At 69.0% G+C, this 14,768-nt stretch carries 10 protein-coding genes; 4 read left to right on the top strand and 6 right to left on the bottom strand.

Annotation, left to right across the window (positions count from 1 at the left end):
- The first annotated feature begins 92 nt into the window (after nt 1-92).
- Together AB7U46_RS11890 and AB7U46_RS11885 are read left to right on the top strand one after the other, a co-directional pair.
- A complete protein-coding gene (locus AB7U46_RS11890; protein WP_428337192.1) occupies nt 93-1,349 on the top strand; it encodes an Nramp family divalent metal transporter in 1,257 nt (418 codons plus the stop codon).
- Nucleotides 1,350-1,399: 50 nt separating this feature from the next.
- Nucleotides 1,400-1,795, top strand: coding sequence for a VOC family protein (locus AB7U46_RS11885; RefSeq protein ID WP_428337191.1), 396 nt, complete (start codon nt 1,400-1,402; stop codon nt 1,793-1,795).
- A 92-nt stretch (nt 1,796-1,887) separates the two neighbouring features.
- On the opposite strand, the gene AB7U46_RS11880 is transcribed toward AB7U46_RS11885, so the two are convergent.
- The 5 genes from AB7U46_RS11880 to AB7U46_RS11860 all read right to left on the bottom strand — a co-directional run bounded on the left by AB7U46_RS11880 (nt 1,888) and on the right by AB7U46_RS11860 (nt 10,831).
- Nucleotides 1,888-2,736: a PhzF family phenazine biosynthesis protein gene (locus tag AB7U46_RS11880; protein ID WP_428337190.1), complete on the bottom strand. Its 849-nt coding sequence runs from the start codon at nt 2,734-2,736 to the stop codon at nt 1,888-1,890.
- Nucleotides 2,737-2,904: 168 nt separating this feature from the next.
- Complete coding sequence (gene ilvD, locus AB7U46_RS11875) at nt 2,905-4,740, bottom strand: dihydroxy-acid dehydratase (protein ID WP_428337189.1); 1,836 nt, start codon at nt 4,738-4,740, stop codon at nt 2,905-2,907.
- 216 nt (nt 4,741-4,956) lie between these two features.
- Nucleotides 4,957-6,597, bottom strand: a complete 1,641-nt coding sequence (locus AB7U46_RS11870) for an acyl-CoA synthetase (RefSeq protein WP_428337188.1) — start codon at nt 6,595-6,597, stop codon at nt 4,957-4,959.
- A 58-nt stretch (nt 6,598-6,655) separates the two neighbouring features.
- Entirely contained in the window at nt 6,656-8,887 is a 2,232-nt protein-coding gene (locus tag AB7U46_RS11865; RefSeq protein WP_428337187.1) for a 3-hydroxyacyl-CoA dehydrogenase NAD-binding domain-containing protein, read from the bottom strand.
- Nucleotides 8,888-9,046: 159 nt separating this feature from the next.
- Nucleotides 9,047-10,831 carry a PHA/PHB synthase family protein gene (locus tag AB7U46_RS11860; protein WP_428337186.1) on the bottom strand — a complete coding sequence of 595 codons (1,785 nt, stop codon included), beginning with the start codon at nt 10,829-10,831 and terminating at the stop codon, nt 9,047-9,049.
- 406 nt (nt 10,832-11,237) lie between these two features.
- Between AB7U46_RS11860 and AB7U46_RS11855 the strand changes: the two genes are divergently transcribed.
- Entirely contained in the window at nt 11,238-13,238 is a 2,001-nt protein-coding gene (locus AB7U46_RS11855; RefSeq protein WP_428337185.1) for a hybrid sensor histidine kinase/response regulator, read from the top strand.
- A complete protein-coding gene (locus AB7U46_RS11850; RefSeq protein ID WP_428337184.1) occupies nt 13,235-13,954 on the top strand; it encodes a winged helix-turn-helix domain-containing protein in 720 nt (239 codons plus the stop codon). The genes AB7U46_RS11855 and AB7U46_RS11850 overlap by 4 nt, the downstream gene beginning before the upstream one ends.
- A gap of 3 nt (nt 13,955-13,957) precedes the next feature.
- On the opposite strand, the gene AB7U46_RS11845 is transcribed toward AB7U46_RS11850, so the two are convergent.
- On the bottom strand, nt 13,958-14,653 hold the full coding sequence (locus tag AB7U46_RS11845) for an ATP-binding cassette domain-containing protein (RefSeq protein WP_428337183.1): 696 nt from the start codon (nt 14,651-14,653) through the stop codon (nt 13,958-13,960).
- Between the last annotated feature and the right edge of the window lie 115 nt (nt 14,654-14,768).

Below are 14,768 nucleotides of genomic sequence, written 5' to 3'. Positions count from 1 at the left end.
AGTGTAGCCGAGGCTATAAATCGGGGAAAAGTCGAAGGGCAGGGAGAGCCATGGAGACGCGCGACAGGCTGACGAGGCGGACGCAGACCGTGATGACGGCGGCGATTCATGGCCGCATCCGCGGGCCGCGGGTCTGGCTGGTGTTCCTCGGCCCGGCGGTGATCGCCTCGGTCGCCTATATGGACCCGGGCAATTACGCGACGAATATCCAGGCGGGGGCGGGCTATGGCTATGCGCTCCTTTGGGTCGTGCTGCTGGCCAATCTGATCGCGATGCTGTTCCAGGCGCTTTCCGCCAAGCTCGGCATCGTCACCGGCAAGAACCTCGCCGAGCTCAGCCGCGAGCATCTGCCGCGTCCGCTGGTGATCGCGATGTGGGCGGTGAGCGAGGTGGCGGCGATGGCGACCGACCTCGCCGAGTTTCTCGGCGGTGCGATCGGGCTTTCGCTGCTGCTTGGCATTCCGCTCCTCTGGGGCATGGCGATCACGGCCGTGGTCACCTATCTGATCCTCAGCTTCGAGGCCTTCGGCTTCCGCCCGATGGAGATCATCATCGGCGCGCTCGTCGGCGTGATCGGGATCTGCTACCTCGCCGAGGTGCTGATCGCGCCGATCCGCTGGGACGAGGCGATCTGGGGCCTGACCACGCCGAAACTGCCCGACATCGGCGCGCTGACGATCGCGGTGGGGATCATCGGCGCCACGGTGATGCCGCATGCGATCTATCTCCATTCGGGGCTGACGCAGCATCGCGCCCGGGTGCGCAACGATGAGGAGCGGCGTGCCGTGCTGCGCTTTTCCAACGTCGAGGTGATCGTCGCGCTGTCGGTCGCGGGCATGATCAACATGGCGATGGTGATGATGGCGGCCTCGGCCTTCCATCAGGGCCATGCCGAGGTGGCCGAGATCGAGACCGCCTATCACACGCTGACGCCGCTCCTTGGCGCGGCCTCGGCGGGGGTGTTCCTCGTCTCGCTGATCGCCTCGGGCGTCTCCTCCTCGGTCGTCGGCACGATGGCGGGGCAGATGATCATGCAGGGCTTTCTGCGGATCTCGGTGCCGCTCTGGCTGCGGCGCGCGGTGACGATGGTGCCGGCCTTCGCGGTGGTGCTGGCCGGTGCGAATGCGACGCAGGCGCTGGTGATGAGCCAGGTCGTGCTCTCGATCGCGCTGCCGGTGCCGATGCTGGCGCTGCTGTGGCTCACCGCGCGGCGCGAGGTGATGGGCGATTTCACCTCGACGCTCTGGGTGCGCGTGGGGGCCGGGGCGGGGGCGGCGCTGGTGCTCTGCCTGAACTTCGTGCTGCTCGCGCAGACCTTCGGCCTGCCGATCCCCTTCCTCGACGCCTGATCTTGCCCTTGGCCGCGCCCCCTGCGACACAGGGCCAAAAGGAGGCGACCATGGCCAAGATGATCCATTCGATGATCCGCGTGCTCGACGAGGCGCGTTCGCTCGCGTTCTACGACGCGGCCTTCGGGCTGAAGGTGGCGGAGCGGCTCGATTACCCCGAGTTCACGCTGATCTATCTTTCGAATGCCGAGGGCACGTTCGAACTCGAGCTCACGGTGAACAAGGGGCGGGCCGAGCCCTATGATCTCGGCACCGGCTACGGCCACCTTGCCGTTTCGGTCGAGGACGTCACCGCCGAGCACGCGCGGATGGAGGCGGCGGGGCTCGCGCCGCGCAAGCTCGTCGATTTCGCGCCGGCGGGGGAGGTGATCGCGCGCTTCTTCTTCATCGCCGATCCCGACGGCTACCAGATCGAGGTGCTCCAGCGCGGCGGGCGTTATCTCTGAGGGTTTCGCCGCGTCTGGGCGCGGCGACCCGCCGGGGGCTCTGCCCCCGGACCCCCGAGGTGTTTTCGGCAAGATGAAGGGGGTGGCCCCGGTCAGTCGATCATGCGGACGCTGCCGGACACACGGATGCTCGCGCCGGGTTCCGGCGTGATCTCCGCATGAAGGCGACAGGGCGTTCCCATATCCTCTCCCTGCAGGATCTCGATGGCGCCGTCATGGGGCCAGTGCTGGTCCCGCAGATAGCCCGCCAGTGCCGCAGCGGCGGCGCCGGTCGCGGGATCTTCGTAGATGCCGCCCCCCGCGAACGGGTTCCGGGCGTGAAAGAAGCGCGGGGTTTGCGCCTGCACGAGGGCGATCGTCGCGAACCCGTTGGCGCGCATCAGCGCCCGCCCGGCAGCCAGATCATAGCGCATCGCGGCCAGCCGCTCTCGGCTTTCCAGGGCGAGGATGAGGTGGCGCGCCCCACCTTCGGCAATGGCCGGGGGCAGGCGCGGGTCGAGATCTTCGGGGCGATAGCCGAAGAGGGCGAGGGCCGCTTGCAGAAGCTCCGCCGGGGCCGCTTCGCTGCGTGTGGGGGGCGACTGCAGCGCCGCGCTCAGATGGTCTGCGGAGCTGCGGCCCTCGACGGTGATCCGGGCATCGTTGAGTTGCAGGGCGAAGACCCCGTCGCCCAGGCGCCGCGCAAGGGCTGCCCCCAGCGCAATCGTCGCATGACCGCAGAAAGGGATCTCGATCTGCGGCGCGAAATACCGCACGCGCCAGGCCTCCCCCGCCGGCGCGGCGAAGGCGGTCTCCGAGTAACCGACCTGTGCCGCGACAGATTGCATGGTGGCGGGGTCCGGCAGATGCGCGCAGAGAACGACGCCGGCCGGGTTGCCGCCGATCGTTCCATCGCAAAAGGATGCCAGACGCGCGACGACAAGATCCTGGGGATACGACATGTGACCTGACGAATGTTCGAAGGGGGCGCTGCAAACTCTCTGGGGAGGCATAGCACGCCCAGGCGGCCTTTGGCATGCCTCTTCGGCCCTTGTCGCGCCGCGGATGGGCATGGACGTCATGAAAAAGGCCCCCTTGAGGGGGCCTTCGTGCGTCTTAGGTCGCGGCGCTCACTCCGGCAGGATGCGCACGCCGCCCTTTGCCGCCGAGGAGGCGAACATCGCGTAGGCCTTGAGCGCGGTCGAGACCTGGCGCGGGCGCGGGGCGGCGGGTTTCCAGGGCAGCGGGCCCTTGGCGGCGCGGCGCGCGGCAAGGGTCGCCTCGTCCACGGCGAGGTTGATCGTGCGGTTCGGGATGTCGATCTCGATCGTGTCGCCGGTTTCGACGAGACCGATCAGACCGCCTTCCTCCGCCTCGGGCGAGACGTGCCCGATCGAGAGCCCCGAGGTGCCGCCCGAGAAGCGGCCATCGGTGAGCAGGGCGCATTTCTTGCCGAGCCCCTTCGATTTCAGATAGCTCGTCGGGTAGAGCATTTCCTGCATGCCCGGCCCGCCGCGCGGCCCTTCGAAGCGGATCACCACGACCTCGCCCTCATGCACCTTGCCGGTGAGGATGCCGGAAACTGCGTCGTCCTGGCTCTCATAGACCTTCGCCGGGCCGGTGAACTTCAGGATCGAATCGTCGACGCCCGCGGTCTTCACGATGCAGCCGTTGAGCGCGACATTGCCGAAAAGCACCGCCAGACCGCCGTCCTTCGAGAAGGCATGTTCGGCGTCGCGGATTACGCCCGCGGCGCGGTCGCGATCGAGCTCCTTGTAGCGGTTGCCGGTCGAGAAGGCCTGCGTCGTGCGCACCCCGCCCGGGGCGGCGCGGTAGAATTCCTCGATGCCCGGGTCGTTCGCGGTGATCACGTCCCATTTCTGGATCGCCTCGCCGATCGTCGCGCTGTGCACGGTGCGCGCATCGGCATGGATCAGCCCGGCGCGGTTCATCTCGCCGAGGATGCCCATGATGCCGCCGGCGCGGTGCACGTCTTCCATATGCACGTCCTGTTTCGCGGGGGCGACCTTGCACAGGCAGGGCACCTTGCGGCTCAACCGGTCGATGTCATCCATGGTGAAATCGACCGCGCCCTCATGGGCGATGGCGAGCAGGTGCAGAACGGTGTTGGTCGAGCCGCCCATCGCGATATCGAGGCTCATCGCGTTCTCGAAAGCGTCGAAAGTGGCGATGTCGCGCGGCAAGAGGCCCTTTTCCTCGCCCTCGTAATGGCGCTTGGTGATTTCGACGATCTTGCGGCCCGCTTCGAGGAAGAGCTCCTTGCGGTCGGCATGCGTCGCCAGCATCGAGCCGTTGCCCGGCAGCGCGAGGCCCAGCGCCTCGGCGAGGCAGTTCATCGAGTTTGCGGTGAACATGCCCGAACACGACCCGCAGGTCGGGCAGGCGTTCTTCTCGAACTCGTCGACCTGCGCGTCGGTATAGGCGTCGTCCGCCGCGACCACCATCGCGTCGACGAGGTCGACAGCGTGCTCGAGGTCGTTCACCGTGACCTTGCCGGCCTCCATCGGGCCGCCGGAGACGAAGATCACCGGGATGTTCAGCCGCATCGCCGCCATCAGCATGCCGGGGGTGATCTTGTCGCAGTTCGAGATGCAGACCATCGCGTCGGCGCAATGGCCGTTGACCATGTATTCGACCGAGTCGGCGATCACCTCGCGCGAGGGCAGCGAATAGAGCATGCCGTCATGGCCCATCGCGATGCCGTCGTCGATCGCGATCGTGTTGAATTCCTTGGCGACGCCGCCGGCGGCCTCGATCTCGCGCGCGACCATCTGGCCGAGATCCTTGAGGTGGACGTGGCCGGGCACGAATTGCGTGAAGGAGTTCACCACCGCGATGATCGGCTTGCCGAAATCGCCGTCGGTCATGCCGGTGGCGCGCCAAAGGCCGCGCGCGCCGGCCATGTTGCGGCCATGGGTGGATTTGCGGGAACGGTAATAGGGCATGGGTTCCTCCGGGTCACCTCGCCTTGCGGCGTTGCGCCGTCATAGCGCAGCCCGGGCGGAAAAGCCAATCGCCAAAGGCGCGGGCGCGGCGTTTCCCCGCGTCGCGTGGGGGGAGGCGGGGGGGCAAGGCGGGGGGGCGAAAAGGGGACGGCGCCACCCCCGGGGGCGGCGCCGTCGGTCTCGGGCGGATCGGAGGAGGATCCCCCGCCCGAGGCGTCAGCTTTGTAGTTCGAGCTGGCGCGCGGCGTCGCGCAGCACGAATTTCTGGATCTTGCCGGTCGAGGTCTTCGGCAGATCGCCGAAGATCACCGTCTTCGGCGCCTTGAAGTGGGCCATGTTCTGGCGGCAGAAGGCGATCAGCTCCTTGTCGGTCACCGCCGAGCCCGCGCGCAGCTTGACGAAGGCGCAGGGCGTCTCGCCCCAGCGTTCGTGCGGGCGGGCGACGACGGCGGCCTCCATCACCTCGGGGTGCTTGTAGAGCACGTCCTCGACCTCGATCGAGGAGATGTTCTCGCCGCCCGAGATGATGATGTCCTTCGAGCGGTCCTTCAGCTCGATATAGCCATCGGGGTGCATCACGCCGAGGTCACCGGAGGCGAACCAGCCGCCGGCAAAGGCCTCGTCGGTGGCGGTGGGGTTTTTCAGGTAGCCCTTCATCACGTTGTTGCCGCGCATGAAGATCTCGCCCATCGTCACGCCATCGGCCGGCACCGGCTCCTGGGTGTCGGGGTTCGCCACCATGATCCCTTCCATCGCGTGGTTGCGCACGCCCTGACGCGCCTTGAGCTTGGCGCGTTCGGGCAGCGACAGCCCGTCCCATTCCTCGTGCCAGGCGCAGGTGACGCCGGGGCCGTAGGTCTCGGTCAGACCGTAGCCATGGGTCACGTCGAAGCCGAGCGCCTCCATCTTCTCGATGATGATCGCGGGCGGCGGGGCGCCGCCGGTCAGCACTTTGATCCCGGTCTGCAGGCCTTCCTTCATCTCGGCGGGCGCATGCACGAGCATGGCGAGCACGACCGAGGCGCCGCAGAAATGGGTGACCCCCTCTTCCTTCATCAGCCGGAAGATCGGCTCGTCGCGCACCGCACGCAGGCAGACGGCGACGCCCGCCGAGGCGGCGATCGTCCAGGGGAAGCACCAGCCGTTGCAATGGAACATCGGCAGCGTCCAGAGATAGACCGGGCGGTCCCCCATGTGCCAGGCGACGACATTGGTCAGCGCGTTCAGATGCGCGCCGCGGTGGTGATAGACGACGCCCTTCGGGTTGCCCGTCGTGCCCGAGGTGTAGTTGAGCGAGATCGCATCCCATTCGTCGGCCGGGCGGATCCATTCGAAATCGGCATCGCCCTCGGCGAGCAGTTCCTCATAGCCGATCTGGCCGATCTTGCGCGCCTCGCCAAAGGCCGGATCGGTGATGTCGATCACCAGCATGTCGCGGCGGCCCGAGATATGCACGGCGCGGTCGACGATCTCGGCGAATTCGGGATCGACGATGATCGCCTTCGCCTCGGCGTGGTTCAGGATGAAGGCCACCGCCTCGGCGTCGAGGCGGGTGTTGATCGCGTTGAGCACGGCGCCCGCCATCGGCACCGCGAAATGCGATTCGAACATCTCGGGGATGTTGGTCGCCATGATCGAGACGGTGTCACCGGTGCCGAAGCCGCGCTTCGCCAGCGCCGAGGCGAACTTGCGGCAGCGCGCGTAGGTCTCCCCCCAGGTGCGGCGCACGCCCTCGTAGACCAGCGCGAGCCGGTCCGGATAGACCTTGGCGGAGCGGTCCATGAGGCTCAGCGGCGTGATCGGCAGGTAGTTCGCGGGCGTCTTGTCGAGCCCGATGTCGTAGATGTTGTGTTTCATGCGTGGGTCTCCTCCAGGGCCGGGCGGCGGGGTGCGCCGCCCGGAAACAGTTGTGAACTCAGGTCTTGAGCGCCTTGCCGGTGCGCAGCATGTGGCGGATCCGCTCGAGCGTGAGCGGAATCTGCGTGAGCCGCACGAAAGCCGCGCGTTCGAGGGCGCGCATCTCCTCCTCGCCGATCACGGTGCCGGGGGCAGCCGCCCCGCCGGTGAGCGCCTCGGCGATCACCGTGTCGACCTCGAGATCGGCCGCCGAGAGCGTGCCCGCCGCGACGCGCGCGCGCAGCGGTTCAAGCAGCGTCTCCGCCATCGCCGCACCGCCAAGCACGACCGAGCCGGGCTTTGCCGCGCCGTAACCCGGCGCCATCGCCTCGGCCTGCGCCGCCGCCGCGTCGAGCACGTCGTCGGGGTGCATCACGATCTCCGCTGCCGGATCGAGCAGCGCGGCCGCCTGCGCCTCACGCGCCGAGCCCGCCGGGCGCGGCAGCAGCAGCGCGCCGAAGGCCGCAACGGTGCCCGCCTCGACGCCCTTCGCAGCCTGGCCGCGCATCAGGAGCGTCGTGGTGCCCCCCCAGCCGGGCAGGAGGCCGAGCGTATGCTCGGGCAGCGCGATCTTCGCCTCGGCATGGGCGACGACGGCGGTGCTGTGCAGCGTCACCTCGCAGCCGCCGCCAAGCGCAAGCCCGCGCAGCGCCGAGACGACCGGCACCGGCGCCCCGCGCAGCTGCGCGAAAAGCGTCTGTCCGCGCGCGATGAAGGCCTCGAGCGCGTCGAATTCGCCCGCCTCGATCCGCGCCGCCATCTCGCCGAGATTGGCGCCCGCCGAGAAGGCGCGCGGATCGTGGTTGCCGATCACCAGCGCGGTGATCTTGCCGCCGAGCTGCGCCAGCGTGGTCTCGATCATCGCATGCACGCCGCTGTCGATCGCGTTCATCTTGGTGTGCAGCTCGAGGCAGGCGACGCCCGCGCCGATGTCCCAGAGCGAGGCCGCCTCGTTGCCGGCAAGCGCGCTGCCTGCCTTCGCCCGGGCGAGCCGGTCCTTCGGCCCGCTCGCCTTGCCCTTCGCGGCCTCGACACCCTTGGCCGACAGCCCCATCGACGCGCGCGCCGTCTCGCTCAGCCCGTCGAGGATGCGGAACGGCCCGCGCCGCCAGGCGTAGCCCAGCTCCATCGCGGTATCGACATCGGCGGGGGCGGAGGCGATCTCGGCGGCGTGGTCCTGCGCGTAATGCAGCACGGTGCCGAGCACCGCGCGCGCATAGCTGCCAAGCGGGCCCTCATCGGCGAGCAGCGCCTCGAGGTCGCGCCCGCCGCCCGGCAGGTTCGCCGCGACGAAGCCGCTCTCGGCGACATAGGCGCCGGTCGCGGGGTCGATCACCTCGATCCCGCCCGGCGTTTTGCGGTAGAAACCGCCGCCCGCCTTGCGTCCGAAACGGCCCGCGGCGATCATCTCCTGCACCAGCTTCTGCGCCGGCAGGTCGAAGCGGTTGATCGTGTCCTCGGCGGGCAGCTCGCGCATCAGCGAGCCCCAGATCGAGGGGATCATGTCGACGCCGACGAGATCCATCAGCCCGAAAACGCCGGTGCGCGGCACGCCGAAGGCGGTGTGCACGGCATCGGCCTGTTCCGGCGTCAGCCCGAGGCGCAGCGCCTCGACGATCGCCACCGCCATCCAGGTGCAGCCGATGCGGTTGGCGATGAATCCGGGGGTGTCGCGGCATTCGATCACCGTCTTGCCCAGCGCCTTGCGCCCGGCCAGCGCGGCGCGCGCATAGGCTGCGCTGCCGGGCGGCGCCACCAGTTCGAGCAGCGCCATGTGCCGCGGCGGGTTGAAGAAATGGCTGATGACGAACTGTTCGGCAAAGGCCGGGCTGCGGCCCTCGATCAGCTCGGCGCGCGGGATCGTCGAGGTGTTCGAGGAAATCACCGCGCCGGGTTTCAGCAGCGGCTCGATCTTCGCGTAAAGGTCGCGCTTCACCGCGAGGTTCTCGATCACCGCCTCGACGATCCAGTCGGCATCCGCCAGCCGGCCGAGGTCGTCCTCGACATTGCCGGGGCGCACCAGCGCCACGGGCGCCGGGCCCATGAAGCCGCCGGCCTTGATCTGCGCGGCGATGCCCGCCTCGGCGCGGGCGTTGCGCCCCGCGTCCGAGGGGATGTCGAGCAGGTCGACCATGACGCCCGCATTGGCGAATTGCGCCGCGATCCCGGCGCCCATGTTGCCCGCGCCGATCACCGCCGCGCGCAGGCATCCGCTTTCCACCACGCCGAGGGCGCGTTTCATCTCTGTCATTTCATTGCCTCCAGAATTCCGGCGAGCCCGATGCCGCCCCCGATCCGCTTGTCACCCGCGCGCCGCCTTGGCGCCGCCCCGGAACGGGCGGCGGAGGGGGGATGGTGGCGCGGGATCATCGGTTGGGTCAGCATCGGGTCTCTCTTCATTCGGGGGAGGTCATTTCGCCAGGACGTATCGCCCCGGCGCATCCTCGAGCACCGGCAGCGCCCCCGTCTCGGGGCGGCGTGCGGGCACCCGCGGTTCGTCATCCTGCGCGGCGATCCAGGCGCCCCATTCGGGCCACCACGACCCGGGGTGATGGGTCGCCCCGGCCAGCCAGTCGGAGGGCCGCTCAGGGTAGTCGTCACGCAGCCAGTAGCCGTATTTCGGCCGCCCCGCCGGCGGGTTGATCACCCCGGCGATATGGCCCGAGCCGCCGAGCACGAATTTCACCGGCCCGCCGAGCAGACGGGTGGTCGGATAGATCGAGGTCCAGGGCGCGATATGGTCTTCCTTCGTGGCGAGCACGAAACAGGGCACGGTGATCTTCGACAGGTCGATCGGCGTGCCGTCGAGGATGATCTGCCCCGGGTGGCGCAGCCCGTTCTCGATATAGACGCGCTCGAGATACCACAGCAGCATCGCCGCGGGCAGCCGGGTGCTGTCGGCGTTCCAGTAGAGCAGGTCGAAGGCCGGCGGCTTCTGCCCCATCAGGTAGTTCATCACGTGGAAGGACCAGACGAGGTCGTTCTCGCGGATCATCGAGAACATGTCCTGCAGGTGGTGGTTCTCGAGATAGCCCTTCTCGGCCATGTGCTCGCGCAGCGCGGCAAGCCGGTCGCGGTCGATGAAAACGCCGATCTCGCCGACATCGGTGAAATCGACCATCGTCGCGAGCGTCGTCGCAGTGGCGATCCGGTCGTCGCCGCGCGCGGCGAGCAGCGCGAGCGTCGCCATCACCAGGATGCCGCCGATGCAGAAGCCGAGGATGTCGAAGCGGCGCTCGCCCGTCGCGCGCTCCATCGCCTCGAGCGCGGCGAGCGGGCCGAGCTTCATGTAATCCTCGAAGCTCATCGCGGCATGCTCGCGCGTCGGGTTCACCCAGGAGATCAGGAACACCGAATGCCCCTGTTCGAGCATGAAGCGCACCAGCGAATTGTCGGGGCGCATGTCGAAGATGTAGTATTTGTTGATCCAGGGCGGCACGAAAAGCAGCGGTCGGCGGTGCTGGTCGGGGCTGAGCGGCTCGTAATGGATCAGCTGCATCAGCGCGTTCTCGTAGACCACCTTGCCCGGGGTGGTGGCGAGGTCGCGCCCGACGGTGAAGGCCTGCGGATCGTTCGTCGCGATGTCGAGCCGGCCTTCGCCGCGTTCGAGATCCTCGACGAGGTTGCGGAACCCCTCGAGCAGGCTGCGCCCGTCGGTCTCGAACAGGCGCTCGCGCGCGGCGGGGTTCAGCATCAGGAAATTCGAGGGCGAAAGCGCGCTGAGCAGCTGGCGGGTGTAGAACCGCACGCGCAGGCTTTCCTTGGTGCCCTGCGGCAGCAGCTTGAGGAACTCCTCGGTCGCGTTTTCCAGCGCGAGATGACCGTCGCGCAGCCCGCGCGTCACCGGATCGGCATCCCAGCGGCGGTCGCGGAAACGCTTGTCGGCGACCTTGCCGCCCTCGCCGGTCCAGGCCGCCTGCCAGGCCTTCGCCCAGTCGAGCCAGAAATGCTGCGCCTGTTCGATCGCCTCGAAGGGGCGCTCGAAGAAGGTGGGCAGCGCGCGCAGATAGGCTTCGGCGACGGAGCGGATGTCGACGATCGAGAAATCCTCGCCGGTGACCTTGGCCGAGGCGGTCTGCTGCGCGCGCGCGAGCACCGCCTGCAGCCGGGTCATCAGGTCAACGAATTCCGCGCTTTGCCGGGCGAATTCACTCGTTTCCGCCGGTGAATGGTCGGTCTCTTGCGTGTCGGTCATTGCGGGCTCCTCCCCGAGCGCACAGGTTTCATGGATCGGACCTGGCCCCCTCCTGAGGTCTGGCCCGACGGGCATTCTGCGCCCCCGGTGCGCAGCTGCAAGCCCTGCTTTGCCGCAAGACCTGCGGCACGGCGGCCTGCGTGAAACGGGCAGGCCCCGGTCGACCGGCGCGCGCGGCGCGCCCGCAGGGATGCGGTTGCGGACAGGATGGGCCCTCCGGCGGCCGGACCTCCCCCGGCCCGGCTCGATCGCGAGATTAGCCATGCAGATGTTGCGCAATTTTAGGTGAAATGTATCGAATTATGACAGATGTCAGGTCGGGCTTTGGATCGGGGCGGCGCTGACGCATTGTGCCGCCACCCGAAGGGGACCAGAGCAAGACCGGGATCACGTCCGGGGGGGAGAGATGACCGATCAGAGCAGCCGGCGCGACCTGCCCGACCTCGTGCTGCAAGGGCTGAGCCAGCTCGAGCAGGGCTTCACCGTCTTCGACCGCGATCTGCGGCTCGTCGCCTGGAACGACCGCTTCCTGCAGATGTGCGGTTTCGTCCCCGCGCTCGCCTTTCCGGGGGCGGAATTCGGCACTTTCATCCGCGACGCGACGCTGCGCGGCGAATACGGGCCGGGCGAGCCCGAGGCGATCATCGCCGAGCGGGTCGGGCGCGCGCGCCGCCCCGAGCGCCACCATTACGAGCGCACGCGACCGAACGGGCAGGTGCTCGAGGTGACCAACACGCCGCTGCCCGAGGGCGGTTTCGTCACCATCTACACCGACATCACCGCGCGCCGCGATCAGGAGGCGCAGCTGCATGAGCTGGTGCGCGAACGCACCCGGGCGCTTGCGCTGAGCGAGGCGCGGCTCAAGCTGATCGCCGACGAGGTGCCCGCCGGCATCGCCCATATCGACCGCGAGCTGAAGATCCTCTACGCCAACCGCCGCTTTGCCGCGGCCTATGGTTACCGGCCCGAGGAGGTGATCGGCCTCAACGCGACCGAGGTGCTGCATCCGCGCACGATGCGCGGATCGGAGCGCTTCTTCGAGCAGGCGCGGCGCGGCGCGCTCGTCGATTTCGAGATGCGCATCGAACTGCCCGACGGCCGGATCAAGGATATCCGCACGCTGCTGCGCCCGGAGAAACCCTCGAGCGGGGAGGTGATCGGTTTCTACCTGCTCTCGATCGACGTGACCCGGCGCAAGGCGGTGATGTCGGCGCTGATGGGGGCGCAGAAGATGGATGCGCTTGGCCGCATGGCGAGCGGAATCTCGCATGATTTCAATAACCTGCTCACCATCATCCTCGGCAATCTGGTGCCGCTCGAGGAGATCCTGGGCGAGGGGGAACTGGTCTCCGACTACGTCGCTCCGGCGATCGCGGCGGCGCGGCGCGGCTCGGCGCTGACGCAGCGGCTGCTGACGCTTGCCCGGCGCGAGCAATATGCGCCGGAGGCCACCGACATCCCCGGCGCGGTGGAGGAGATCTGCGCGCTCCTGCGCTCCTCGCTGCCGCGTGCGCTGACGATCGAGCTTTCGAGCGCGGCCGGGGTGCCCGCGGCGCTGGTCGACCGCGCGCAGCTCGAGATGGCGCTCCTCAACCTCGCGCTCAACGCGCGCGACGCGACCGGGGGCAGCGGGCGGATCCGCATCGAGGTGGAGCGCTACCCGCTGCCGGCGGAGGAGGCGGAGCTTTTGCGCCTGCCGGCCGGCCCCTATGTCCGGCTGCGCTTTGCCGATGACGGCGGCGGCATGTCGGCCGAGCAGGTCGAGCGCGTCTTCGAACCCTTCTACACCTCGAAGGCGGCGGGGGCGGGCTCCGGCCTCGGGCTTTCGATGGTCTATGGGTTCGTCAAGCAGTCGAACGGCTCGATCTCGGTCGAGAGCGCGCCGGGACAGGGGGCGGTGTTCACCATCCTGCTGCCGGGCGTGGCGCTGACCCAGCCCGGCGCCGCGCCCGCGGCGGAGGGCGCCACGCAGGAGGCGGGCGCCCTGGCCGAAGCGCCCGAGCTTCTGCTCCTCGTCGAGGATGACCGCGAGGTGCGCCGCACGATCCGGCGTCAGCTTTCGGCGCTGGGCTTTGCGCTCCTTGAGGCCGAAACCGGCGACGAGGCGCTGCGGCTGATCGACCGGGTCGAGGGCATCGGCCTCGTGCTGAGCGACATCGACATGCCGGGGCGCACCGACGGTTTCGCGCTGGCGCGGGTGCTGCGCGCGGGTCATCCCCGGGTCGCCGTCGCGCTGATGAGCGGGCAGGCCGATGTCGGCCCTGTGGCACCGGGCGGGCTTGCGGCGCTGCCGCTTCTGCGCAAACCTTTCACCGAGGCGCAGCTCGCCGAGGCCCTCGGCCGGGCGCGCGCGGCGGTGCGCATCGGCGCCGCCGGAGAGCTGCTTGCGGAGCGGGGGCGGGAATGACGGCGCTGGTCTATCTGCTCGAGGATGACATCGACATCTGTCGGCTGATCGAGCGCAGCCTCGGCCGGCAGGGCTTCGTCACGCGCAGCTTCCGCCGGCTCGCGGAATTCGAGCGCGAGCTGCGCCGGCAGATCCCCGACCTCTGCCTGATCGACCTCTCGCTGCCCGATGGCGACGGGCTGAGCCTGATCAACGGCGGGCTTCTGCCCGAGGGCGTGCCGCGGGTGATCGTGACCGGGCGCGGCTCGGTCACCGACCGCGTCGTCGGGCTGGAGATCGGCGCCGACGATTACATCGTGAAACCCTTCGAGCCGCGCGAGCTGGTGGCGCGGCTGCGCGCGGTGCTGCGCCGCTCGCGGATCGCCCGCGGCGCGAGCGGCGCGGCGGCGCAGCGCACGGTGGCGCGTTTCGGCGAATGGCACGCGGATCTGAGCGCCTGCACCCTCGTCCATCTCGACGGCCATCGCGTGCGGCTCAGCTCCTCGGAGAACAGCCTGCTCGAGGCCTTCTTGCGCGCCCCGGGCCGGGTGCTGAGCCGCTCGGCGCTGCTCGACGCGACGCATGGCCGCTCGAACGAGCCCTTCGATCGCAGCATGGATGCGCGGATCTGCCGGCTGCGCCGCAAGCTTACCGCAGACCCGGCCGAGGAGGAGCTGATCCGCACCGTCTATGGCGCGGGCTATATCTTCGTGGCCGAGGTCGACTGGGAGCGCTGAGCCTCAGGGCCCGAGATAGGCGGCAAGCGCGGGCGGCGGCGCGTCGAGGAGCGGGCCGGTCGGCTGCGGCGGATGGGCCACGCCCTCGGCCACGAGCACCGTCTCGGGGCAAAGCGCGCGGGCATCGGCGGGATCGTGGGAGACCATCATCAGCGTGGTGCCCTGTTCGGTCGCGATCTCGGCGGTGAGCGCGAGCATCTCGGATTTCAGCGCGGGGCCGAGCGCGGCGAAGGGTTCGTCGAGCAAAAGGAGCGGGCGCGCGCGCAGCAGCGCGCGGGCAAGGGCCACCCGGCTTTGTTGCCCGCCGGAGAGTTCCGCGGGTTTGCGCGCGCCAAGCCCCGTGAGGCCGGTGCGGGCAAGGGCGGCCTCGATCTGCGCGAGCTCGGTGCGGCTCAGGTGCAGCTTCGGGTCGAGGCCGAGGCCGATGTTTTGCGCGACGCTCAGATGCGGGAAGAGGTTCTGGTCCTGGAACAGGATCGAGAGCGGGCGGCGGCCCGGGGGCGTTGCGGTGATCTCCTCGCCTGCCCAGAGGATGCGGCCGGAGGTGGGGGCAAGGAAGCCCGCAATCGCGGAAAGCAGCGTCGATTTGCCGGCGCCCGAGGGGCCGATCACCGCGACGCGGGCGCGCGGCGCAAGGGTGAAATCGGCGGTGAGGCGGAAATCGCCCTGGGAAAGCAGGAGCTTATCGAGGGTCAGCATGCTGTCCGATCCGGTCGAGCGCGAAGAAGAGCGCGAAGGTGAGGCCCATCAGCAGGCAGGCGGCGCCGGCGGCCTGATCCATCCGGTAGCTGCCCATCAGCTGGTAAAGCGCGAG

It is taken from the genome of Paenirhodobacter sp., from assembly GCF_050177655.1.
Classification (GTDB): domain Bacteria; phylum Pseudomonadota; class Alphaproteobacteria; order Rhodobacterales; family Rhodobacteraceae; genus Rhodobacter.
This window is presented reverse-complemented; position numbering and strand designations above follow the sequence as displayed.

What these genes read in the sequence shown, in the direction of transcription:
- AB7U46_RS11845 (WP_428337183.1), bottom strand. Translation starts at nt 14,653, where the DNA reads ATGCTGACCCTCGATAAGCTCCTGCTTTCCCAGGGCGATTTCCGCCTC.
- AB7U46_RS11860 (WP_428337186.1), bottom strand. Translation starts at nt 10,831, where the DNA reads ATGACCGACACGCAAGAGACCGACCATTCACCGGCGGAAACGAGTGAA.
- AB7U46_RS11870 (WP_428337188.1), bottom strand. Translation starts at nt 6,597, where the DNA reads ATGAAACACAACATCTACGACATCGGGCTCGACAAGACGCCCGCGAAC.
- ilvD (WP_428337189.1), bottom strand. Translation starts at nt 4,740, where the DNA reads ATGCCCTATTACCGTTCCCGCAAATCCACCCATGGCCGCAACATGGCC.
- AB7U46_RS11885 (WP_428337191.1), top strand. Translation starts at nt 1,400, where the DNA reads ATGGCCAAGATGATCCATTCGATGATCCGCGTGCTCGACGAGGCGCGT.
- AB7U46_RS11855 (WP_428337185.1), top strand. Translation starts at nt 11,238, where the DNA reads ATGACCGATCAGAGCAGCCGGCGCGACCTGCCCGACCTCGTGCTGCAA.
- AB7U46_RS11880 (WP_428337190.1), bottom strand. Translation starts at nt 2,736, where the DNA reads ATGTCGTATCCCCAGGATCTTGTCGTCGCGCGTCTGGCATCCTTTTGC.
- AB7U46_RS11850 (WP_428337184.1), top strand. Translation starts at nt 13,235, where the DNA reads ATGACGGCGCTGGTCTATCTGCTCGAGGATGACATCGACATCTGTCGG.
- AB7U46_RS11890 (WP_428337192.1), top strand. Translation starts at nt 93, where the DNA reads ATGACGGCGGCGATTCATGGCCGCATCCGCGGGCCGCGGGTCTGGCTG.
- AB7U46_RS11865 (WP_428337187.1), bottom strand. Translation starts at nt 8,887, where the DNA reads ATGACAGAGATGAAACGCGCCCTCGGCGTGGTGGAAAGCGGATGCCTG.